The organism is Cryobacterium aureum (assembly GCF_002954245.1).
In the GTDB taxonomy this organism is placed as follows: domain Bacteria; phylum Actinomycetota; class Actinomycetes; order Actinomycetales; family Microbacteriaceae; genus Cryobacterium; species Cryobacterium aureum.
This window is the reverse complement of sequence record NZ_PPTG01000029.1, coordinates 166,079-188,405: the sequence shown is the minus strand read 5'-3', so window position 1 is coordinate 188,405 and position 22,327 is coordinate 166,079. Positions and strand designations below refer to the sequence as shown.

Sequence of the window (22,327 nt, the reverse complement as noted above, 5' to 3'; positions counted from 1 at the left end):
CGCGCTATGAGAGTGCTGGTGACGGGAGCCAGCGGCTTTCTCGGTCGCGCCGTCGCCGACCGCATCAGCTCGGCCGGGCACGAGGTGCGCACCTTTCAGCGTCGGTCGTCGGGCCTGCCGGGCATCGAAGACGTGCACGGCTCGATCACGACGGCCGCCGACATCCCATATGCCGGCCTCGCTTACGCCGTGAGCGGCATGGACGCGGTCGTGCACCTCGCCGCCAAGGTCTCACTCACCGGTGACCCGGCCGAGTTCGAGGCGGTCAACGTCGGTGGCACTCGTACCGTGCTGCAGGCGTCCCAGGATGCCGGCGTCTCGCGTTTCGTCTACGTCTCGTCGCCCTCGGTTGCGCACGCCGGTTCGTCGATCGCGGGCTCCGACGCACTGCCTGCCTCGCCCGAGCACGCCCGCGGCGACTATGCCCGAACCAAGGCTCGGGCCGAACTGCTCGCGCTCGCCGCTGATGCTTCCGGATTCAGCGTGGTCGCCGTGCGCCCGCACCTGGTCTGGGGTCCGGGCGATACCCAGCTGATCGACCGAATCGTCGACCGCGCCCGCCGCGGACGGCTGCCGCTGCTCGGACACGGCGCGGCGCTCATCGACACGACCTACATCGACAATGCGGCCTCGGCGATCCACGCGGCGCTCGACGCCGCTGTGTCGGTTCACGGTCAGTCCTACGTGATCACCAACGGTGAACCACGCCCGGTCGCTGAACTCCTCGCCGGAATCTGCGGGGCAGCAGGCGTGGCCGCGCCCGGGTGGCGGGTGCCGGCATCCGCTGCCCGGGTGGCCGGTTCGGTCATTGAGACCATCTGGCGGCGTCGACCGGGGGGCGATCAGCCGCCAATGACCCGGTTTCTGGCCGAGCAGCTCTCGACCGCGCACTGGTTCGACCAGCGTCGCACGCGCGCCGACCTTAATTGGACCCCCGCTGTCTCCCTCGACGAGGGCTTCGAGCGCCTCGCGGCCCACTACCGCTCCGCTCGGTAACGTCCGACCCGGATCTAGTCCGGACGGGGCCTGGGCCCGGACCGTGGGCCCAGTTTGTAAACTGGGCCCGTGGACGGGGCCTGGGCCCCGTCCGAAGTAGCGGCAGCTACAAGTGGATGCCGAGGGCCGCGCGCGCAAACCCCAGCGCTTCCTCGGGTGCGACGCCCAGTTGGCGCGCCTTGCCGGCGAACAGGGCCGCCGCGACCTGCACCTGTTGCTGGGCAGCGTTGCCGCTCGCGGCGATAAAGGATCCGTTGCGGCCGCGCGTCTCGATGACCCCGTCGCGCTCGAGCTCGCGGTAGGTGCGGGCTACGGTATTGGCGGCCAGCCCCAGGTCTTCGGCCAGCTTGCGCACGGTCGGCAGCTTGTCGCCGGGAGCCAGGTCGCCCGACTGTACCGCGGCGAGCACCTGCACTCGTAATTGTTCGTACGGCGGCGTTGCCGAACGCGGATCGACCAGCAGCATCATGCCGAGGATCTCGTTCGGCTGTCCGCATCAGGCTGATCGTCGATGGCACCGCGCGCGCTCCGGCGCCGGTCGAGTTCGACGGCTGTTTCGGGCCAGAGCCGGCGCAGGTAGTGCGTCGTGCTGCGATTGCGCAGGCTGGTGATGGTCCAGGCGGCAACGATGCCGAGCAGAATCGGCCCCATGATCGTGAAGGAATTCACCAGAATCTCGCCAACCGAGCCCGGGGCCGGGAGCTTGATCTCCCAGCTCAGGGACAGAAACAGAACGCCAGAGCTGACGGCGGCAATGATGCCCGGAATGTAGATCAGGCTCCGCAGGGTGCTGCTGCGAAAGGCGTCGCTCCAGGCCAGCTCGATGAACGTACTGGCCGGCTGGCCACGGCTGAGCAGCGCGCCGGCCGCCGCCCAGGTCACCAGGCTTGCGGCGGTCGCCAGCGCCAGCAGCAGCCCGGCCGGCCAGAGAATGGATCGCACTGACACGTCGTCGAACACCCGGCTCGGGTTGATGGCGATGACCCCGAGCACAGCGATATAACCAAGGGTGGCCAGAGCGAGCAGACCCAGTGAGAAGGTGCGGTCGACCCGCGTTACGTAGTCGGCCAGTCCCGGTGAGACGCTGCGGGCCAGCCGGGGTGCGTCGGGAACAGGTGTGAAAGCTGAGCGGGAATCTTTGACGATCATCGCGATCGTTGACCCGACGATCATCGCGATACCGACCAGGAGCCCGTTCCAGGGGCTCTGGCTACTGTCTGTCACCACCAAAGTCGTGACTCCCGCAACGAGGCCGACCATCGACCCGACGATCCAGGCACGCTCGCGGCGATACAGCCGCAGGGAGAGCTCGGGAACGATCTCGGGAACCAACGCGAGCCCGACCTGTTGGGAGTACGCATTGAGCATCCGCTTGCGGGGTTCGGCACGCGCGCTTCGAATCAAGCGGATGCCGACGCCCGCCACCATCAGGGCCGCAAAGGTGGCTGTTACTGGATCCACGAAACCCTCCCTTTGTGCGCGTTTTGTACCAGAGTAGCAATACAAAACTCAGGCCGCAAGGCCGATATTCAGGAGTCAGATCGGCGACTCAGAGCATCGGTGACGAGAGCGAGGGCCTCGCCCGGGCCAACACCGAGTTGCTCGATGCGGGCAGCGAATGCGTCGGCTGCGGCCTGTGCATTCCGCTCCGCCGCATCGCCGTTGGGAGCGACGAACGAACCGAACCGGCCGCGCGTTTCAATAACACTGTCGCGCTCGAGCTCGCGGTAAGCGCGAGCGACCGTGTTCGTCGCCAAGCCGAGCTCTGCAGCGAGGGCGCGCACGGTCGGCAGGCGGGTATTGTGCTCCAGCTCGCCGGAGCGCACAGCCGCAATCACCTGGCTGCGCAGCTGTTCAAACGGGGGCGTGCTCGAATGCGAATCAATGGCAATAAAGGAAGCGGGCACGGGACTCTCCGTTCAACGTTATGAACAATTTTGCCTCGCTACAACGAATGCCGCAACAGCATACCCACGGTACGTTCCTGGGGAATGTTCCTCAGGGCCCGTAGGCTCGGGGCATGACCTTTCCGGCCGATCTCCCCGCAGAGCTTGCCGGGCTGGTGCCGACGCTGGTCGGCGTTGTGCTGCTGCTCGCGGTGGTCGCGACGGTGCTGCGGGTCTATCGCACGCAGCATCCGTTCGCCCCGGCACTCGCGCTGCTGCGTGGCACCCTGCAGCTCGCCGCGATCAGCCTCATTCTCAGCGGCATCATCAACGATCCGCTCTGGGTCGGCGTCGGACTGCTCGTCATGTTCGCGGCGGCCGTCGGCACCGTCACCCGCCGCATCGGCTTCAGCCGCTCGCACCTGGTCCGCGTGGCCGCCGCGATGGCGCTCGGAGTGGGCGTGACGCTCACCATCGTGTTCACGACCGGGGCGATCGAATTCTCACCACGCTACGTGCTTGCGATCGGCGGGATCATCATCGGCAATGCCATGTCGATCGCCACGCTCAGCGGACGCCGCTTCGACGAGGCGGTCGGCGATCACTGGGACGAAGTCGAGGGTTGGCTCGCGCTCGGGGCCAAGCCGCGGCAATCCACCCGCGACTTGGCCAGGCAGGCCGTCTACTTCGCCATCATTCCCTCCACCGACCAGACCAAGACCACCGGGCTGGTGACATTGCCGGGCGCGTTCGTCGGAGCGATCTTCGGGGGAGCCTCACCGCTGGAGGCTGGCCGGTTCCAGATCGTCGTGCTGGCCGGCATCCTCTGCGCCGGTTCGATCGCTGCGGTCACCCTGCTGCACCTGATCTCGCCCGTGCGCCAAAAGCCGGTCGCCTAGCCCGCGAGAGCGGGAAATTTGCTGCTTCAGCTCCCGCGAAGCAACGAATTTCCCGCTTTCGCGTGAAGAATTGCTACTCGATTGAGCGATGGATCAATCGGGACAAGACGATCGCACTGCGAGTGTGGTCCACGTTAGGGGCCAGGCGCACCTTCTCGAGGGCCGCCTCCAGCCCCGGAATGTCCCGGGCGCGAATGTGCACCATCGCGTCGGCGCTGCCGGTGACGGTTCCCGCATCGACGACTTCGGGCACGCCGGAGAGAATGCGCAGTAATTCATCTGGCGCTACGGTGCCGCGGCAGAACAGCTCCACATAGGCTTCCGTGCTCATGCCGTCGACCGCCGGGTCGACCTGAATCGTAAAGCTGCGAATCACCTTGTCGGCTACCAGCCGATCGACGCGGCGTTTCACAGCGGATGCCGACAGCCCCACCACGGAACCGATGTCACCGTAGCCGGCGCGCGCGTTCTGGCGCAGCAGGTCGAGAATGCTGTGGTCGAGGTTGTCCATGGGGCGAGTCTAGGCGACCGTGCTGCGCAAAATTGCGTCACTATGGCAATTCTCGAAGATTTCTTGCGCAGATCAGCGTGAAATGTTGAATCATGCTGTGTGAGACTGAGGGCGGCGTCCCGGATCGATCACGTTTGGTCGAGCCGGGCTCTCGTGAGCGACCTGGTCCGCCATCCACCCCGAGTTCCGTCGGCTCGAAGGCCCGCGGATCCCCGAAGGAGTCTCATGTCGATCAACTCAGCCGCCCCCGTTCTTGCCGAAGAGCCAGCCGTCCCCGTGCGCATCGCCACCAAGCGCACCGTGCTCATGTGCAAGCCGCAGTTTTTCACCGTGGTCTATCGCATCAACCCGTGGATGGATCCGGCCCTGCCCACCGACACCTCCCTCGCCGTCAAGCAGTGGCAGACCCTCTATGACGCCTACATTGGCCTCGGCTTCGATGTGCACCTGATTGACCCGATAGATGGCCTGCCCGACATGGTCTACGCGGCCAACGGCGGTTTCGTCATCGATAACCAGGCCTACGGAGCCAAATTCACCCACGTCGAGCGCCAGCCAGAGGGTCCCGCCTACATGGACTGGTTCGGCGCCAACGGCTTCGACGTGCGCGTGCCCGTCGAGACCAACGAGGGCGAGGGCGACTTTCTGCTGGTCGGCGACGTTATCCTGGCCGGCACCGGTTTTCGCAGCGACTCGAACAGCCACGCTGAACTCTCGATTATCGCCGGACGCCCGGTCATCACCCTGCGCCTGATCAACCCGAGTTTCTACCACCTCGACACCGCCATCGCCGTGCTGGACGACACGAACATCGCTTACCTACCCAGCGCCTTCGACGCGCCGAGTCTGGCCAGTCTGCAGGAACGCTACCCCGACGCCATCATCGTCACCGAAGAAGACGCCGCCATTCTCGGCCTCAACTCCTACTCCGACGGCTACAACGTCGTCATCGCCGCCCGCGCCAAGGACTTCGAACGACAGCTGCGCGCCCGCAGCTACAACCCGATCGGCGTCGACCTGTCCGAGCTGCTGCTGGGCGGCGGCGGCGTCAAGTGCTGCACGCTCGAGCTGCGCCGATAACCGCCCCAATCAACCTGAAGGAGAACGACATGACCACGAACCTGACCGACGCGCAGGCCGTAGCCGCGGCATCCGTTTCACCTGAGGCCGCCGCACTCATCGCCCAGGAGAGCGCGCACGCCGCGCACAACTACCATCCGCTCGAGGTTGTCGTTGCCTCCGGCGACGGCGCCTGGGTAACGGATGTTGCCGGTCACCGTTACCTGGACTGCCTCGCCGCTTACTCCGCCGTGAACTTCGGGCACTCCAACCCGGTGCTGCTGGATGCCGCCCGCGCGCAGCTCGGCCGGATCACGCTCACCAGCCGGGCGTTCTACAACGACCAGCTCGGTCCCTTTGTGACCGCGCTCGCCGAACTGGCCGGTAAAGACATGGTGCTGCCGATGAACACCGGCGCCGAGGCCGTCGAATCCGGCATCAAGGTAGCCCGTGCCTGGGGCTACCGGGTCAAGGGCGTCGCGCCAGACCAGGCCAACATCATCGTCGCCGCCGGCAACTTTCACGGCCGCACCACCACCATCATCAGCTTCTCCGACGACGAGTCTGCCCGCGCCGGTTTCGGACCGTTCACGCCTGGCTTTCGCACCGTGCCCTACGGCGATGCCGCCGCGCTCGAGGCAGCGATCGACGAGAACACCGTCGCCGTGCTGCTCGAGCCCATCCAGGGTGAGGCCGGAATCGTCGTGCCTCCGGCGGCTTACCTGCCCGCCGTGCGCGAGATCACCACACGGCACAACGTCTTGTTCATCGCCGACGAGATTCAGTCGGGGCTCGGCCGCACCGGTTCGACCTTCGCCTGCGACCTCGTGGGCGTCGTGCCCGACCTGTACCTGCTCGGCAAGGCCTTGGGCGGCGGCATCGTGCCCGTCTCGGCCGTCGTCGGCAACACCGACATCCTCGGTGTGTTGCACCCGGGCGAGCACGGCTCGACCTTCGGCGGCAACCCGCTCGCCGCGGCAGTCGGCCTCGCCGTCGTGAAAATGCTGGCTACCGGCGAATATCAGCAGCGCGCGACCGAACTCGGCACCCGCCTGCACGCCGGGCTCGCCGAGCTCATCGGACATGGCGTGGTCGAGGTGCGCGGCGTCGGGCTCTGGGCCGGCATCGATATCGACCCGTCGCTCGCCCCGGGCCGCGTCGTCTGCGAGGCGCTCCTGGCCCGCGGCGTGCTCGCCAAGGACACGCACGGATCGACCATCCGCCTCGCGCCGCCGATCGTAGTCTCCGCCGACGACGTGGACTGGGCCATCGAGCAGCTGCGCCTCGTACTGGCCGACCTCGCCGCCGCGAAGTAGGCCTCGGGCACCTCCATCAAGTCTTCTGTGCGTGGCTAATTCAGGAAATCCATCGGCGGATCCGGTTCAGCCGTCTGATTCCGCGGGCGCCGTGTCCGTGTAGACGCAGTTTTCCTGAATCAGCCACACTGGGTGCTGATCTGCGGGTTCGCAGCTGTAGCAAGCGCCTGGACGCGCGTGACGGTTGGCCCCGGCCCAACGCTCAGGGGCCTCTAGGCTGGCAGGCATGTACACCGACCTGCCCGAAGCCGAACTCCGTGCCTATCGCAGCGGTCAGGCTGATCCGTCCGACTTCGACGCGTTCTGGGCCGAAACGCTCGCCGAGGCGCACCAGCATCCGCTCAATCTCACCGTCCGGAAGGTCGATGCCGGCCTCCGCACGCTCGATGTGTTCGACGTGACCTTCGCCGGGTTCGGCGGGCAGCCGGTCAAGGCCTGGTTGCGCGTTCCAGCCGGAGCGACGGGCACGTTGCCGGCCATCGTGCAATTTCACGGTTATGGTCGGGGCCGCGGGCAGGCTTTCGAGAACCTGCTCTGGGCATCCGCCGGTTTCGCGCATTTCGAGATGGACGTGCGCGGGCAGGGATATGGCGGCAGCACGGGCGATACCGCCGACGATGTCGGGAGCGGCCCGCAGGTACCCGGGTTTCTGACCCGCGGCATTGATTCTCGCGAGACGTACTATTATCGCCGATTGTTCACCGACGCGGTGCGGGCGGTTGCTGCGGCTCGCAGCCTCGCACTCGTCGACGCAGCCCGGGTCGGCGTCACGGGCACCAGCCAGGGCGGCGCCATCGCCCTCGCCGTGGCCGGGCTCGTACCCGACTTGGCCGCGGTCGTCGCGCGGGTTCCGTTTCTCTGCGACTTTCCGCGCGCATCCGTCATCACCGACGCGCTGCCGTACCGTGAGCTCGGACAGTACCTCGCGACCAATCGGCTGAAGGTAGCGCGGGTGCACGACGTGCTCTCCTATTTCGACGGGGTCAATTTCGCGAAACGGGCCACTGCGCCGGTGACCATGACGGCGGCACTGATGGACCCTATCTGCCCGCCGTCGACCGTGTTCGCGGCCTACAACAACTATGCCGGCCCGAAGCAAATCACGGTCTGGCCCTACAACGGCCACGAGGGCGGCGCCTGGGAAGACGACGCCCTCGCCCTGCGGGCCTTCCGCGAGCACCTGAAGGACGCATAGCCGAACCGGGTCAAATGACCATAACCGGACGGACTGCACGCCCGCGAAGTGGGGGCCAGACATCCGACCGATTCCTTGCAGGCCCAACGTGGACATGTTTACGTTGAGTTAACGCAGCACGGGAGTCCTGACCGGGGGGTTCACTGTCGAAAGAATCAGCAACGGCGTGCGCGGCGCGTAAGACGACCGACCAGGGATTTCGCGATGAGATTGCCGGTACGCCCGATGATGCCGCGCGGCTCGAGATCATCAATGGACCCGGCTTCGATGTCACGACCGACGACCGAGATGTCATTGTGAATGCGCTCACGGCCTCGGATGGAGAGGTCTCCGACGCGCAGTTGCCGGGGATTTTCGGCGGCATCGATGGCCGCGTCTTTGACCCAACGTCGACTGGAATGCTAACTTCCTGGCGCACAAGTGCACACACTGTCCGGGCCGCGTGCCAACCCGATCGGTGAAATTTTCGTCAATCTCGACAGGCGCGAACGACGCCTGGCGTTCACTGAGTCAACCGACAATCTAGTTCCGGCGAACCCGAAATGGGGGTAGGGCACCCGGTTATCTTCCTTGCTCTGCGCGCTGGGCCTTCGATACGGTCTTCACAACATAGAAATTTGACGTTCAACGAGGGGAACCAAATGTCTCAAGTATCAGCAGAAGCATGCGCCGCACGAATCACGACCGATCAGGCCTTCCGGGACGAGATCGCGGGTGCGCCCGATGACGCTGCGCGGCTCGACATCATCAACGCCGCCGGTTTCACGGTGACCGCGGATGACCGCGACGTCATCGTGAACGCTCTGGCAACTTCCGACGGTGAAGTTTCCGACGCACAGCTCGCGAACGTCTCCGGCGGCTCCTGTGGCAGCATTGTCATCGGGCTTCCGGGCTTTGGTGGGTCGGTCAACTTCTAGGACATGATCCAGCCGTCCGGTATCTGAAAAACTGATGATTATGACTGACACGCAGACTGGCGCAGTAACGCTCCATGTTTTGGCTGAGAAGTTCGCGGTGCGGGGACGCGCCGGGTTTCAAGCAAACGTGGGACAGGAATTCGTTCTGGACTCGTGGCACCTGATCACCCAGGAAGCCATCGATGCGTTCGAAACCGCCTGTGAAGAGCCGGGTGCCCGCGGCCAACCGGTCGTTCCCGGCTTCATGACCCTGGGACTCACCGTCAAGCTGTTCTTTGACACGTTTGACGTTCAGGGTTTCGGGTCCTTCCTGAACTACGGCGTGAACCGGATGCGGCTGCCGCATCCGCTCATGGTTGGTGAACGGGTGCGAGCTCGCGTGAAAATTATGGAAGTCCGTGAGGTCTCCGCGGCGATTGACGTCGTGACTCAGCTGGTCTTCGAAAGGGATGGAGCACAGAAGCCCGTCTGCTGGGCGGAATGGATCGGGCGCGGCTATGAAACGCGTACCCACCCTGGGCAGGGTTGCACACCCTAAAGCGTGACGGTTATCCCTGATTGCGATCATCGCAGTCAGGGATGACCTGCATTATGTCCATCACTGGAACCGGGCGTGCAGCCTCTGCCCCGTTGACCTTTAGAAACACGATCCGCCTGCTCCGATTGGAATGGTCATGACCAACACGAAGGCGGAGCCACCCGTCGCACTCCGTGCCGAGGTTTTCGCGCGTCGCACGGTGCGCAGTGGAAACGACGATCCGCTCCGCGTAGACCGGCCGCGCACCTGGATCGTGCTGAGCGCGCTTGGTGTGATCGCCGTCACGCTGTTGGTCTTCGGCTTCGCCGGAAAGCTACCGCAGAAGCTTGAGGCGGTGGGAATCGTCGAGCGCGGTGGCAACGACGCCACCATTCAGAGCATCACCCAGGGTCAGGTGCGCAGTATTCTCGTGACGCCCGGTGATGAAATAGCCGAAAATGATCCGATTCTGGAACTTTCCGACGCTGACGGCGCGCGATTTACCATCGTCTCGCCGTTCGCTGGTCGCGTGGCCGAGTTATTTATAGCTCCGGGAAATATCGTGTTCGTTGGCGACGACGTTTTCGCGATGGCACGTTCCGACGTTGCGTCCGACGGGCTCCTGGCGTACGCATTCCTCGATGCCGAGGACGTCGGCAGCGTCGTTCCGGGGATGTCGGTCGATGTCATCCCGCTCGCGCTCCGGCAATTCGGCGTGATTCGCGGCGAGGTGGTCTCGGTCAATTCAACGCCATCATCCGAGACCGATATCGGCCGACTCCTGCGAAACGACGGGCTGGCCGACCAATTCACCCGTGATGCAGACCCGTTCGTTGCTCAGATTCGACTGGAGGCCGACGCCAGCAACGCGTCGGGCGTGCGGTGGTCGAACGGCTCGGGCCCTTCATTCCTGCTGGCTGCGGACACACCCGTGACCTTGGAGATTCATCAGGGAACCATTCGTCCCATTGACCTCATGTTTGGCGGTTAGCCCATGACGTTGGCCACCCCGACGACCCCCAAATCGGGTCGTGTGCGCACTCCCACCATCCTTCAGATGGAGGCAACGGAATGCGGAGCTGCCGCGCTGGGCATCATTCTCGCGCACCACGGGCGTTGGGTCCCCCTCGAGGAACTCCGTGTGCAGTGCGGGGTGTCCCGCGACGGAGCCAGCGCCGGCGGAATCGTGCGCGCTGCCCGCGGTTACGGACTCGAGGCCAAGGGGTACCGTTTCAGCCCCGACAAGGTTCGTGCGCTCCAGCAGCCCTGCATCCTCTTCTGGAACCTCAGCCATTTTCTGGTGCTCGAGGGCAGCAAGAACAACGAGATCTACTTGAACGATCCGGCGCAGGGTCCGCGAACGGTGACCGCAGCCGAATTCGACAGTTCTTTCACCGGGTTGGTCTTACAGCTCGCTCCTGGGCCGAACTTCACGCGCGGCGGCGAGCAGCCCAACCAGCTGCGCAGCCTGGGATCGCGGTTGCACGGCGTGCGTGGCGGGCTCATGCTGGCCATGCTGGCCAGCCTGCTGCTGCTCATTCCCGGCACAGCGACGGCCGGATTCACCGCGGTTTTCGTAGACAGCGTGCTTGGCCCGCAGGATCACTGGCTATGGCAGTTGCTCCTGCTGATGGGTCTGGTTGCCCTGCTCACGGCCGGTTTTACCGCGCTTCTGACCAGTCAGCTATTGCGCATCGAAACGCACATTGCGGTGAGCACGTCAACGGCGTTTCTGCGCCACGTGTTTCGCTTGCCCATGGTCTTCTTTGACCAGCGCCAGGCCGCGGATATCGCCAACCGCGTGGGGCTCAACGATAAAGTTGCGCAACTTCTGTCCCGCAGCCTGGCCACGGCGGTGGTCAGCGCTCTAGCAGCCGCCTTCTACGCAGTTTTGCTGCTGCGCCTGGATCTCTACCTGGCGCTGATCGCTATCGGCGTTGCACTGCTCAATGTGCTGGCGATCCGTGCTGTGGCGCGCTCACGAAAAGATGCCAACGCCAAGTTGCAGGTGGACCGCGGGCGGTTCGTCACCGAAACCTACAACGGCATTCAAATGATCGAGACCATCAAGGCCACCGGTCGGGAGAATGACTTCTTCTCCCGCTGGGCGAGTTCGTTGGCAAAGCTGATCAGTGGTGAGCAAGCGGTTGCCCGTCCCGGACTTATCATGGCCACCGTGCCGGGCATGCTCGCCCTGGTCAATACCGCCTTCATCTTGCTCTTGGGCAGTCGTCTGGTGATCGAGGGCAGCATCTCGCTCGGCCTCCTGCTGGCCTTCCAGGTTTTGGTCACCAGTTTTATCTCACCCATCGGCCAACTCGCCGCCATCGGTGGTACCGCCCAGACCGCGGTCGCCGAAGTAGCTCGACTCGCCGACGTGGAACGCTACGCTGAGGCGACCGAGTTCAGTGCCGTCGCCGATCCCGAGTCTCGGCCGCTCTCGGGTGGTTTGGAGCTGCACGAGGTTGCTTTCGGTTACGCCCCGCACCTGCCGCCGCTGATTGAAAACTTTTCGCTGCGGCTGCCCCCTGGCGCTCGGGTCGCGTTGGTCGGTGGCTCCGGCAGCGGCAAGTCCACCGTGGCGCGCCTGATCACGGGGCGTCAGGAGCCGTGGTCCGGTGAAGTACGGTTCGACGGCTTGCCGCGACCCGCGTACCCACGACGGATGCTCGCAGCCGCCATTGGATTCGTCGATCAGGAAATCGTTCTGTTCGCGGGTTCCGTCCGGGACAACCTCACCCTGTGGGACAACACCGTCGATGACCGGGTGCTCATCCGGGCGCTCAGAGACGCCCAGCTGTATAACGATGTCATGGCACGCCCCGGAGGTCTCGACAGCGTTCTGGCCGAGGGCGGTGGCGACCTCAGCGGGGGGCAACGCCAACGTCTCGAAATCGCCAGAGCGCTCGTGAGCGATCCGAGCATCCTCGTACTTGACGAGGCGACCAGCGCGCTGGACTCGGAGACTGAGCGCCTCATCGACGCGGCGCTGCGCCGACGCGGTTGCACATGTGTCATTTCGGCTCATCGCCTGAGCACCATTCGTGACGCCGAGGAGATCATTGTGTTGAAATCGGGAAAAATCGTAGAGCGTGGAACCCACCACGTTCTTATGCTCGCCGATGGCGCCTATACCGCTCTGATTGCCCAGGCATGACCACCCTGCCGGCCCAGGCAATGTCACTGGCATCAGGGCAGTTCTGGCAGGTTGAGGGCGATGCGGTCAACGTGTTTCTCGCGCCGCCGGTCGGCACTCGGGACCGACTGCATCCGCTTGTTTCACTCGTGCCGGGAGCGCTGGTGGGTGGGCTGCCGCAAACGCAAGCTGGACGTGCGCAGGTGGCGCTGCCGGCGCTCGGTGCTTCGATGCAACCGATCGGCCTTCACGAGATGGCATTGCTGCCGGACGCGGCCGGTGCCGTCATTCCCTGGCTCAACGGCCTGCTGGCCACTGGGCATGATGACGCACCACCGCGCGATTTCGTGCCGCTGAGTGCCGGCGGTGTCGTCACGCTGGCCGAGGGAGCAGCGCTGCGGCCCCTGGATGACCTCGCTGTGATCGTGGTTCGGTCCGGACTCGTCACTCTTCGCGGTAATGGCACATCGCCACTGGTGCCGGGCGAGGCTGTGCTTGTGCGACGGGACGACTGGGTCGTCGCAGTTACTGGTGCCGACGTCGAAGCACGAGCGCTGCAAGCGGTGCTGCGGACGCCGGGGGGATGGGAGCAACTTGCCACCATGGCCGCCCGCGCTTTCGTCGATGCCGAGCAACGCGTGCTGGTTGCCCGCGGCAAAGAAGAATCCCGTTTGCAGCGCCGCCACGGCGTCGATGATCGCGGCGCAGAATTGCCGGACCGAGTGTTGGCGTCGCTCTTGAACGACCGTGGTGACCTGGACGACACCACCGCATTCCAGCCGGATGGCGACGATGCCGTCTACGCTGCGGCAGCCCTCGTCGCACGCGCGGTCGGCGTTGACCTGGAGCGCCCGGCACCGAACTCCGGGTCGTCGCGCGTTACCGCCCTCGAGGCCATAGCCCAGGCATCCCGCGTTCGCGTTCGCGCGGTGCGTCTGGAAGGTACGTGGTGGAAGACGGGACCCGAGCCGATGATCGGCGAACTTGTCGACGGTGCCCGCCCGGTGGCGCTGCTGCCCCGCCGCGGCGGGGTCGACCTGATTGACCCGTCGGACGGTTCTGTCGTGCGCCTGAGCCCGGCGCACGCGAGAACTCTCGTGCAACGTGCCCACGTATTCTACCGGGGACTGCCGGAACGCTCGCTGGCCGTGAAAGACCTGGCGGGATTTGCGGCCAAGGGAGCCGGATCCTCGCTCGCCAAGATCCTGCTGACCGGCATCGGGGTAGCCCTGATCGGACTGCTCGTACCCGTCGTGACCGGCACCATTCTCGGAACGCTGGTACCGCGCGGCGAATACACGCTCATTGTGGACCTCTGCCTCATTTTGCTCGCCGCCGCCGTCGCGAGTGGTCTGTTGTCGGTCAGCCAAAACCTGGTGCTGTTGCGCCTGCAAGGTCACCTGGACTCGCTGCTGCAATCGGCCGTCTGGGATCGGCTTATCTCCCTGCCCGGCGCGTTCTTTCGCGGTCGCACGGTGGGAGCACTGGCCACGTCGATTCTTTCGGTGAGTGCGGTGCGCGAGATCCTGGCAGCATCCGGTGTGCAAACTGTGTTCGCTTTCATCGTCGGCCTGGCCAATATCGGGCTGATCTACTTTTACAGCGTTCCACTTGGCCTGCTCACACTCGTGGTGGTGGTCATCGCCATCGCGATCGCCGCGGTCGCCAACTCCACCCAGGTTCGCCGCCAACGCACCGCCTTCGCCGCCTCGCAGCGCCTCAACGCGCAGACCTATGAGTTGGTGCGTGGATTGGCGAAGTTGCGCGCAGCCGCGGCGGAAGATCGAGCATTCGCCCACTGGGCGCCGGCCTTCGCTGCTCACCGGCAGGCGACTTTCCGCGCGCGCGTCGTGCAGAACGGCCTGACCGTCTTCAACGCGACTCTCACCCTCGGCGGCACGATCGCCCTGTTCCTGTTTGCGAGCAGGGTCGTGGAGATCGAGATCACCGCGTTCCTCATCGTTTACACCGCCTTTGCCCAGGTGCTGGGGGCCGTCGTCGTCGTGTCCAACACGGTCGCCACCGTCGTGATGGTCGTGCCGTACCTCGAGAGCCTGTCACCCGTGTTGGAAACAGAACCAGAAGTGAGCTCGAGCAAACTCGACGCCGGAGAGCTGGTCGGTGACATCGAGCTCAACCAGGTCACCTTTCGGTACACCCCCGAGGGGCCACCCGCCCTGCTTGACGTGTCCTTTCAGGTCGCGCCTGGTGAATTCATCGCCATCGTCGGACCGAGCGGATCCGGAAAATCTACGCTGCTGCGGCTGCTGCTCGGCTTCGAGCAGCCCGAGAGCGGGGCAGTACTCTATGACGGTCGCGATTTGGCCTCCCTCGATGTGAGTACGGTGCGCCGACAGTGCGGCGTTGTCCTGCAAGATGGGGCGCTGTTCGCCGGTGACCTCGCGTCGAACATCGGGGGGTCCGGCGCCTTCAGCCACGAGGAGATCCTCGCCGCCGCGAACCTGGCCGGGCTCGGCGAGGACATCGCAGCGATGCCGCTCGGGCTGAGCACCATTGTCAGCGAGGGCGCGGCCACCCTGTCGGGTGGCCAACGGCAGCGGCTGATGATCGCACGGGCGCTGATCAGCCGCCCGCGCATCCTCTTCTTCGATGAAGCCACCAGCGCCCTCGACAATCGCACGCAGGAGATCGTCACCCAGAGCACCCGCACGCTCAACGCCACTCGAATAGTGATCGCTCACCGACTGAGTACGGTCATGGACGCCGATCGCATCGTCGTCGTTGACGGCGGACGAGTGGTGCAGATTGGTTCGTACGCCGAGCTCTGCGCCCAGGAGGGTACCTTTCGCACCCTCGCCGCTCGGCAGCAGGCCTAGCGACGGGTCGGTCGGTCGTTGCCGGCCAAAACCTGTGATGGTACCATTTTGGTATGGCCATAAATGTCCGCATCCCCGAGGAGCTCGACCGTCAGCTCGAAGAGCTCGCGACGGCGCAACACGTGTCGAAGCACGCACTGCTCCTGCAGGGCGCAACCCTAATTGTCGACCGATATTCGCGACGAAACGAGATCGAATCCGGCTTGCAATTCGTACTCACCCACGACGCCGAGTTGCTGCAGCGCCTCGAAGACGCATGACGCAGTACCTGGAGGTCGCCGACGCGCTTCAGGTCAACGAGCGTTACGGATTCTACGTGCGGGACGCCGGCCTGCTCGCGTCTGCGCTGGCTCGGCCGTCGGCGTCCATGTTCGGAACGGATGCCTACGCAAGCTTTGATCGCAAGGCCGCGGCCCTTCTCGAATCTCTCGTGCGCCATCATCCGCTGGTCGACGGCAACAAGCGCACCGGTTGGACCCTCATGGTGCTCTTTCTCTGGATCAACGGTTACGCCCACGATTTCACCAACGATGAGGGTTTCGACTTCGTGATCGGCGTCGCCGAAGGAGTCATCGACCTCGACGAATCAGAAAAGCGGATCGCATCGCATCGCGTCAAGCGGCCGTAGTTCGCTGATTATGCGTCGGCGGCGCACCTCAGTGGGGCGCGCCGCGGACCGGGTTGCTACTTACGAGACGGTCTTCCGTGGCGCCCGCTTCACCGGCGTGGTCGTGACGATAGCGGATGCATTCACCGACTCTGTGCGCACGGCCGGCTTCCGCACCGGCGCCTTGCGCACCGGAGCCACCTCGGCCGCGGCGACCAGGGGAGCTGCAACGGGCTGCAGCCGAGCCAGCTGGGTCACGTGACCAGGGTTCAGTTCCTCGAGCGCGTTCACGCCGAGCAGGCGCATGGTGCGGGCCACCTGCTCCGAGAGAATCTGAATCGTGCGATCGACCCCGGCTTCGCCGCCGGCCATGAGGCCGTACAGGTAGGCGCGGCCGATCATGGTGAAGCGGGCGCCGAGGGCGATCGAGGCGACGATATCGGCTCCCGACATGATGCCGGTGTCGAGGTGCACCTCGGTGTGGGCGCCGACCTCGCGGGCGACCTGCGGCAGCAGGTGGAATGGAATCGGTGCCCGGTCGAGCTGGCGACCGCCGTGGTTTGACAGGGTGATGCCGTCAACGCCGAGGTCGACGAGACGCTTGGCATCCTCGACGTTTTGCACGCCCTTGACGACGACCTTGCCTGGCCACTGCGCCTTGATCCAGGCGAGGTCCTCGAAGTCGACGGTGGGGTCGAACATGGTGTCGAGCAGGTCGGCCACCGTGCCGCTCCAGCGGTCGAGGCTCGCGAACGAGAGCGGTTCGGTGGTCAGAAAGTTGATCCACCATTCCGGGCGAGGCAGCGCGTTCACGACGGTGCCGAGGGTGAGCGCCGGCGGAATCGAGAAGCCGTTGCGCTTGTCGCGGAGGCGCGCGCCAGCGACGGGCACGTCCACGGTCACCAGCAGCGTGTCGTACCCGGCCTTGGCGGCCCGATCAACGAGTGCCATCGAGCGGTCGCGATCCTTCCACATGTATAACTGAAACCAGTTGCGGCCGTTGGGGTTGGCAGCCTTGACGTCTTCGATCGAGGTCGTGCCCATGGTCGAGAGCGCGAAGGGAATGCCGGCACGGGCCGCAGCGTGCGCGCCAGCGATCTCACCCTCGGTCTGCATCATGCGGGTGAAGCCGGTTGGCGCGATGCCGAACGGCTGCGAAACGTGCGCGCCGAGCACGTCCCAGCCGGTCGACACGGTCGACACGTCGCGCAGAATCGAGGGATGAAACTCGATGTCTTCGAAGGCTTGCCGGGCCCGACCCAGCGAGATCTCAGCCTCGGCTGCGCCCTCGGTGTAGTCGAATGCTGCTTTCGGGGTGCGCTTCTTGGCGATGGCGCGCAGATCATTGATCGTGAGCGCGGCAGCGAGACGCCGTTTCTTGGCGTTGAGCTCCGGACTCTTGAACTTCATTAGCGGAGCGAGATCTGCGATCTTGGGGATGCGTCGTTGAACCATGGTCGTCCTTATCTAGTCGGAAGTGAGGTGCGTTTCGGCGTAGTAGCCCGAGATGTGGGCGTGCACGGCGAGGTGGGCGGCATCCGCTTGACCGGCCAGAATGGCCGTGAGAATGCCGCGATGTTCCCGCATCAGGCGAGCGGATGTCGCTGGCCAGTTCGTGAGACCGGCCGCGCCGGCCCGCGCGTACCCCTCGATCGCGCTGCGGAGCCCGGCCATGGTCGCCGTGATCACCTGGTTGCCGCTTGCTTCAGCGAGCGATAGGTGAAACTGGGCGTCAAGGGCGAGGAATTCGGCCTGGGTGAGGGGCTGGGATTCCATGGCGGTGAGAATCTGGGCGGATGCGGCCAGATCTACCGTGGCGCAGGCCTGAGCCAGCTCGGTGACGATCGACCCCTCCAGCACGAGGCGGGTCTTCACGACGTCGGCGACGTCGAAGCCCTGCGCCGCGACCTGCAGGCGCATGAGTGCCGACATGCCGCCGCCGGGGCGAGCGACGATGATCGCGCCCGCCGAAGGCCCTGACCCGACGGCGGTGCGAATCAGGCCCAACACCTCCAGCACGCGCAGCGCTTCACGTACACTCGATCGGCCCACGCCGAGGTCGGCCGCGAGGGTACGCTCCGGCGGCAAATGGTCGCCAGGGCTGAGGCGCCCCTCGAGCAGGTCGAGTTCCACGGAGTCGAGCACGACTTGCCAGGCGCGCGGGGTGATTTCGGTCACGCTGTCCTCCCGATCGAGTGTGGTCTGACCACAGGCTACACGACTTTTCGGCTGTGGCGGGATACAGTTTCAGCCAACCCGGGAGAGACCATGACCGCTGTGCCCCAGCTCATCGACCTGCAGCTTCCCGACGGACCGGGCGGCAGTGCCGGCCTGAAGGCCGTGCTCGCGATCCCGGCCGGCGACGGCCCCTGGCCGGGCGTCGTGCTCGTGCACGAGGCGTTCGGGCTCACCGATGTCATGCGCCGCCAGGCAGTGCGCATGGCCGAGGCCGGCTATTTGGCCCTTATGCCCGACCTCTTCACCGAGGGCGGAACCCGCAAATGTCTCGTGGCTACCTTTCGCGCCCTGTCAGCCGGTGCCGGCCGGGCCTTCGTCGACATCGAATCGGCCCGCACGTTTTTGCGCGAACGCGGCGATTGCACGGGACGCATCGGCGTGCTCGGCTTCTGTATGGGTGGCGGGTTTGCGCTCGCCACGGCTACGCGCGGCTTCGACGTCTCCTCGGTCAACTACGGTCGGCTCCCGAAGGACCTCGATGATCACCTGCTCGGTGCCTGCCCGATCGTCGGCAGCTTCGGCGGCGCGGACCGCTCCCTGGTCGGCGCGGCGGCCACCCTCGATTCATCCCTGGCTAGGCTGGGAATCGCGCACGACGTGAAGGAATACCCGGGCGCCGGGCACGCCTTTCTCAACGACGCCGAGACCGGGCCGCGGGTGCTGCGCCCCGTGCTGAAGCGTATTCTCGGCGCCGGACCCGATCCGGTGGCCGCCGCCGACGCCTGGACGCGCATCGAGGCCTTCTTCGGCGAGCATCTCGGGACGTCACGGTAGCGTTAGGGTGGGCCAGCGGCTGGTAGCCTCCAACAGACCCAAGGGGACCCCATCGCTAAACGCTCAACCATAATCGCCATCGTCACCGTCGCATCCGTAGTCGCTATCGGCGGAGTGGCTGCCGCGCTCGCGCTGACGCCGCAGACCGGCTCCGACACGACGCTCACCGTGCGCGTTTGGGACGAACAGGTGGCGCAGTCGTACGAGACATCGTTCGCGGCGTTCGAAAAGGCCAACCCGGGAATCGACGTCGCGGTCAACGTCGTGCCGTGGGCCGACTACTTCACCAAACTACGCGTTGACGTGGCCGGCGAGACCGCTGACGACGTGTTCTGGGTGAACGCCGGCAACTTCGCCGACTACGCCGTCAACGGCAACCTCGTGAACGTAACGGATGCCCTCGGCACGACCGCGCAGGCCGACTGGCAGCCCAGCGTCATCAGCCAGTACACCCTGGACGGCGCGCTCTGGGGAGTGCCCCAGCTCGCCGACCCCGGCATCGGGCTCTACTACAACGAAGAACTCCTCGCGGCCGCCGGCATCGACCCGGCCACAGTCGGCGACCTGCACTGGGATCCCGCCTCTGGCGAGGACACCCTGCTGCCCGTGTTGCAGAAACTCACCGTTGATGTCAACGGCAACACCGCCGACAGCGCGGCCTTCGACCCCGCGCAGATCGTGCAGTACGGCTACAACGCGGCCAACGACCTCAACGCCATCTACCTCAATTATCTCGGCTCGAATGGGGCCGCCCTGCAGGACGGCGACGAGTTCGTCTTCGATACCGCCGAGGGCGCCCAGGCCTTTCAGTACGTGATCGACCTGATGAACAAATATCACGTGGCTCCGTCGGCCGCCGATACCAACCTCAATGGCGACTTCGCCCTCGACCAGTTTCTGCAGGGCAAGATGGCCCTGTTCCAGAGCGGTGTGTACAACCTCAGCAACGTGAGCGAGGGGGCCGGCTTCGACTGGGGTGTCGCCGCGATTCCGTCCGGCCCGACCGGGGCGATCAGCGTGACCAACGGCGTCGTGGCCGCCGGCAACGCCGACTCGAAGCATCCGGAACAGACACGCAAACTGCTGGAGTGGCTCGGCAGCACCGAGGGCAGTGCGGCCATCGGCGCCGACGGCTCGGCGTCGCCGGCCGTCATCGGGGCGCAGGCCAGCTATGTCGCGTCGTGGCAGAAGCAGGGCATCGACGTGAGCGCGTTCATCGACGTGCTCGCCAACGGCAGTGTGCAGGCGCCGCAGGGCGCGAAGTGGGCCGAGGCCTCTGACGCGTTCGAGTCGACCTTCGCTGAAATGTTCCTCGGCCGCATTCCGGTCGATGAGGCGCTGCGCACGGCGCAGGCCGCCGCGAACGCGGCCATCGGCCGCTAAGTCGTCAACACGACGTTGAGCGGCGGGTCGCCGCGCAGCATCCGTTCTATTTGCGCTCGCACGAGCCGGGCCATGCGCGGGAGCATGGCGCTCGAGGCGCCGCCGACGTGCGGGGAGATGAGTACGTTCGGCAGCGCGAAGAGCGGATGCCCCGCCGGCAGCGGTTCCGGGCTGGTCACGTCGAGGGCGAGCCTGAGGCGGCCGCTCGTCGCATGCGCGAGCAGCGCCTCCGTGTCGGCGACCGAGCCGCGAGCGATGTTCACGAGCAGGCTTCCATCACGCATTCGGGCGAGGAACGCATCGTCAACCAGGTTCGTCGTCTCCGCCGTGAGCGGAACGCCAACGACCACGATGTCGGCCTGCGGCAACAGGTCGGGTAAGGACTCGAAGCCGTGGATTTCACCGCGATCATCACTGCGAGCCGTGCGGGCGACTCGTAGCACCGTGGTTTCGAAGGCGAGCAGCCGACTCTCGATGGCGTGGCCGACACCACCATAGCCGAGCAGCAGCACGGTGCGGTCGGCGAGGCTGGCGTGCTGCGCGGGCGCCCACTCGCCGGCGTCGGCGGCGCGCACAAAATCGGGAATACCGCGCTGCGATGCCAGAATAAGCGCGAGGGTGAGTTCGGCGGTGGAGGTTTCGTGCACGCTGGCCGCATTGGCGAACACGTGCCCGGCGGGGAGGATCCGGTCGACGCCCTCGTAGCCGATGGACTGGCTCTGCACCAGCCCGGCATCGACGCCGGCGAGGTGTGCCAGCCGGTCGGTTTTACCCATGTAGGGCGTGACGACGATGTCGAACCGGGGCCGTGGCGACGGGCCGTCGAGCGCCCACTCGACGACCTCGACGCCGTCGGGGAGTTCTCCGACCGCCTCGCGCAGCACGGAGTCGGGCAGGCTGACCAGTAATGAACTCATCCCCCGAGCCTACTTCGCCTGCTCTGCGCCCAAGATTCGCGTCGGTTATTGGACGGGGCCCGGGCCCCGTCCACGGGCCCAGTTTATAAACTGGGCCCGTGACCCGGGCCCGGGCCCCGTCCGGTTAGCGCTCGCGCACCGGGTCGGGTCGGGCCGGATCGAGCGCCGGCTGGGGCGCCAGCTGGCCCGCCGGCCGAAGCGTGCTCAGCGCAACACCGGCGAACACGATCACGCCGCCGACGAGCTGCGGCGTGGTCAACTGGGCGCCGAGCACGACGGCGATGATCACCGTGAACACCGTGATCAGGTTCAGAAACAGGCCAGCCCGGCCCGGCTGAACGCTCTTCAGAGCAGCATTCCACAGCACGTAGGAGCCGATCGAGGGAAAAATCGCGATGAAGATCACGGCCCAGCCGATGGCGGCATCCGCTGGCCAGCGCACCCCGCCGAGCAGTGCGACCGGCGCGAGCAGCACGGCCACCAACGTGCCCTGCACAGCCGTGGCCGTGATCGGCGGCACCGGCAGCCCGCGGCCGACGATCGTATAGAGGCTCCAGACCACGATCGCGCCCACCATGAGCAGGTCGCCAGCATTGGGCGTGCGAGTGAAAACAGATGCGACCGCACCATTCGTGATGATCAGCACCACTCCCACCAGTCCCAGCGCCAGCCCGGCGATACCCCGCCAGCCAATGCGTTCGCGCAGCAGCACCGCCGCCAGCACCACCATCACGGCCGGATTCGCGGCGTTGATGAGCGACGCGGACTGCGGCGTCGTGTACTGCAAGGCGGTGTAGAGCAGCAGGTTGTAGCCGCCGACGCCAAGGGCTGCGAGCAGCAGCAATCGGGGCCAGTGGCGAAGCACCGAGGCCCAGTTCGGGTGCTCGACCACCTGCGCGAGAATCAGCAGCGGAAGGCAGGCGAGCAGCCAGCGCAGCCAGGTGAGCTCAACGGGGGAGAGGGTTTGCACGGCGATACCGCCGACGATGTAGTTGCCGGCCCAGAGCAGGGTGGCGACAACGAGCGCCATGGTGGCCTTCATGCGCGTGGTCGGGTGGTGAGAGTGGTCATGGCCTGCCTGGTGTTCGAAGAGAGTCTGCCCTTCGACCCTAGCTCGTCCCGCGCTGGCCCTCAGTGGA

22 protein-coding genes are annotated in these 22,327 nt (G+C 65.7%); 14 read left to right on the top strand and 8 right to left on the bottom strand.

Annotated features, from left to right (window positions below; all coding sequences use genetic code 11):
• Positions 1–6: 6 nt before the first annotated feature.
• A complete protein-coding gene (locus CJ028_RS12095) occupies positions 7–996 on the top strand; it encodes an NAD-dependent epimerase/dehydratase family protein (RefSeq protein ID WP_105035484.1) in 990 nt (329 codons plus the stop codon).
• Positions 997–1,102: 106 nt separating this feature from the next.
• Here the strand turns inward: CJ028_RS12095 and CJ028_RS12090 are convergent, their stop codons facing one another.
• From CJ028_RS12090 to CJ028_RS12080, 3 genes are all read right to left on the bottom strand, one after another.
• Complete coding sequence (locus CJ028_RS12090; RefSeq protein WP_439099042.1) at positions 1,103–1,465, bottom strand: GntR family transcriptional regulator; 363 nt, start codon at positions 1,463–1,465, stop codon at positions 1,103–1,105.
• Complete coding sequence (locus CJ028_RS12085) at positions 1,462–2,457, bottom strand: hypothetical protein (RefSeq protein WP_129590476.1); 996 nt, start codon at positions 2,455–2,457, stop codon at positions 1,462–1,464. Before CJ028_RS12085 ends, CJ028_RS12090 begins: the two co-directional genes overlap by 4 nt.
• A gap of 68 nt (positions 2,458–2,525) precedes the next feature.
• The gene (locus CJ028_RS12080) at positions 2,526–2,903 is read right to left on the bottom strand and encodes a GntR family transcriptional regulator (protein ID WP_105035482.1); all 378 of its coding nucleotides are present in this window, start codon (positions 2,901–2,903) and stop codon (positions 2,526–2,528) included.
• A 113-nt stretch (positions 2,904–3,016) separates the two neighbouring features.
• Here CJ028_RS12080 and CJ028_RS12075 point away from each other — a divergent pair, with 113 nt between their 5' ends.
• A complete protein-coding gene (locus CJ028_RS12075; protein WP_105035481.1) occupies positions 3,017–3,781 on the top strand; it encodes an ABC transporter permease in 765 nt (254 codons plus the stop codon).
• Between the two features lie 73 nt (positions 3,782–3,854).
• Here the strand turns inward: CJ028_RS12075 and CJ028_RS12070 are convergent, their stop codons facing one another.
• A complete protein-coding gene (locus tag CJ028_RS12070; protein ID WP_092106650.1) occupies positions 3,855–4,292 on the bottom strand; it encodes an Lrp/AsnC family transcriptional regulator in 438 nt (145 codons plus the stop codon).
• Between the two features lie 225 nt (positions 4,293–4,517).
• Between CJ028_RS12070 and ddaH the strand changes: the two genes are divergently transcribed.
• From ddaH to CJ028_RS12020, 10 genes are all read left to right on the top strand, one after another.
• The gene (gene ddaH / locus CJ028_RS12065) at positions 4,518–5,372 is read left to right on the top strand and encodes a dimethylargininase (protein ID WP_105035480.1); all 855 of its coding nucleotides are present in this window, start codon (positions 4,518–4,520) and stop codon (positions 5,370–5,372) included.
• Between the two features lie 29 nt (positions 5,373–5,401).
• A complete protein-coding gene (gene rocD / locus CJ028_RS12060) occupies positions 5,402–6,667 on the top strand; it encodes an ornithine--oxo-acid transaminase (protein WP_105035479.1) in 1,266 nt (421 codons plus the stop codon).
• Positions 6,668–6,893: 226 nt separating this feature from the next.
• A complete protein-coding gene (locus tag CJ028_RS12055; RefSeq protein ID WP_105035478.1) occupies positions 6,894–7,862 on the top strand; it encodes an acetylxylan esterase in 969 nt (322 codons plus the stop codon).
• Positions 7,863–8,503: 641 nt separating this feature from the next.
• Entirely contained in the window at positions 8,504–8,779 is a 276-nt protein-coding gene (locus CJ028_RS12050; RefSeq protein ID WP_161498974.1) for a Nif11-like leader peptide family RiPP precursor, read from the top strand.
• Between the two features lie 40 nt (positions 8,780–8,819).
• Entirely contained in the window at positions 8,820–9,317 is a 498-nt protein-coding gene (locus tag CJ028_RS12045) for a hotdog family protein (protein ID WP_161498973.1), read from the top strand.
• A 136-nt stretch (positions 9,318–9,453) separates the two neighbouring features.
• On the top strand, positions 9,454–10,287 hold the full coding sequence (locus tag CJ028_RS12040) for a biotin/lipoyl-containing protein (RefSeq protein ID WP_161498972.1): 834 nt from the start codon (positions 9,454–9,456) through the stop codon (positions 10,285–10,287).
• A gap of 3 nt (positions 10,288–10,290) precedes the next feature.
• On the top strand, positions 10,291–12,453 hold the full coding sequence (locus CJ028_RS12035) for an NHLP family bacteriocin export ABC transporter peptidase/permease/ATPase subunit (RefSeq protein ID WP_105035474.1): 2,163 nt from the start codon (positions 10,291–10,293) through the stop codon (positions 12,451–12,453).
• Positions 12,450–15,269: an NHLP bacteriocin export ABC transporter permease/ATPase subunit gene (locus CJ028_RS12030; protein ID WP_105035473.1), complete on the top strand. Its 2,820-nt coding sequence runs from the start codon at positions 12,450–12,452 to the stop codon at positions 15,267–15,269. Before CJ028_RS12035 ends, CJ028_RS12030 begins: the two co-directional genes overlap by 4 nt.
• Positions 15,270–15,322: 53 nt before the next feature.
• On the top strand, positions 15,323–15,529 hold the full coding sequence (locus CJ028_RS12025) for a ribbon-helix-helix protein, CopG family (RefSeq protein ID WP_240607226.1): 207 nt from the start codon (positions 15,323–15,325) through the stop codon (positions 15,527–15,529).
• Positions 15,526–15,897 carry a type II toxin-antitoxin system death-on-curing family toxin gene (locus CJ028_RS12020; RefSeq protein WP_105035472.1) on the top strand — a complete coding sequence of 124 codons (372 nt, stop codon included), beginning with the start codon at positions 15,526–15,528 and terminating at the stop codon, positions 15,895–15,897. Before CJ028_RS12025 ends, CJ028_RS12020 begins: the two co-directional genes overlap by 4 nt.
• A 60-nt stretch (positions 15,898–15,957) precedes the next feature.
• Here CJ028_RS12020 and CJ028_RS12015 read toward each other — a convergent pair whose 3' ends face one another.
• Both CJ028_RS12015 and CJ028_RS12010 read right to left on the bottom strand, forming a co-directional pair.
• Positions 15,958–17,331: an alpha-hydroxy acid oxidase gene (locus tag CJ028_RS12015; RefSeq protein ID WP_105035471.1), complete on the bottom strand. Its 1,374-nt coding sequence runs from the start codon at positions 17,329–17,331 to the stop codon at positions 15,958–15,960.
• Between the two features lie 12 nt (positions 17,332–17,343).
• Positions 17,344–18,054: a FadR/GntR family transcriptional regulator gene (locus CJ028_RS12010; protein ID WP_105035470.1), complete on the bottom strand. Its 711-nt coding sequence runs from the start codon at positions 18,052–18,054 to the stop codon at positions 17,344–17,346.
• Between the two features lie 90 nt (positions 18,055–18,144).
• On the opposite strand from CJ028_RS12010, the gene CJ028_RS12005 reads away from it, so the two are divergent.
• Complete coding sequence (locus tag CJ028_RS12005; protein WP_105035469.1) at positions 18,145–18,888, top strand: dienelactone hydrolase family protein; 744 nt, start codon at positions 18,145–18,147, stop codon at positions 18,886–18,888.
• A 114-nt stretch (positions 18,889–19,002) separates the two neighbouring features.
• Complete coding sequence (locus tag CJ028_RS12000) at positions 19,003–20,271, top strand: ABC transporter substrate-binding protein (RefSeq protein WP_240607225.1); 1,269 nt, start codon at positions 19,003–19,005, stop codon at positions 20,269–20,271.
• On the opposite strand, the gene CJ028_RS11995 is transcribed toward CJ028_RS12000, so the two are convergent.
• Entirely contained in the window at positions 20,268–21,188 is a 921-nt protein-coding gene (locus CJ028_RS11995) for a 2-hydroxyacid dehydrogenase (RefSeq protein WP_105035467.1), read from the bottom strand. The two genes, CJ028_RS12000 and CJ028_RS11995, sit on opposite strands and share 4 nt — an antisense overlap.
• A gap of 124 nt (positions 21,189–21,312) precedes the next feature.
• A complete protein-coding gene (locus tag CJ028_RS11990; RefSeq protein ID WP_105035466.1) occupies positions 21,313–22,230 on the bottom strand; it encodes a DMT family transporter in 918 nt (305 codons plus the stop codon).
• Positions 22,231–22,327 lie beyond the last annotated feature (97 nt).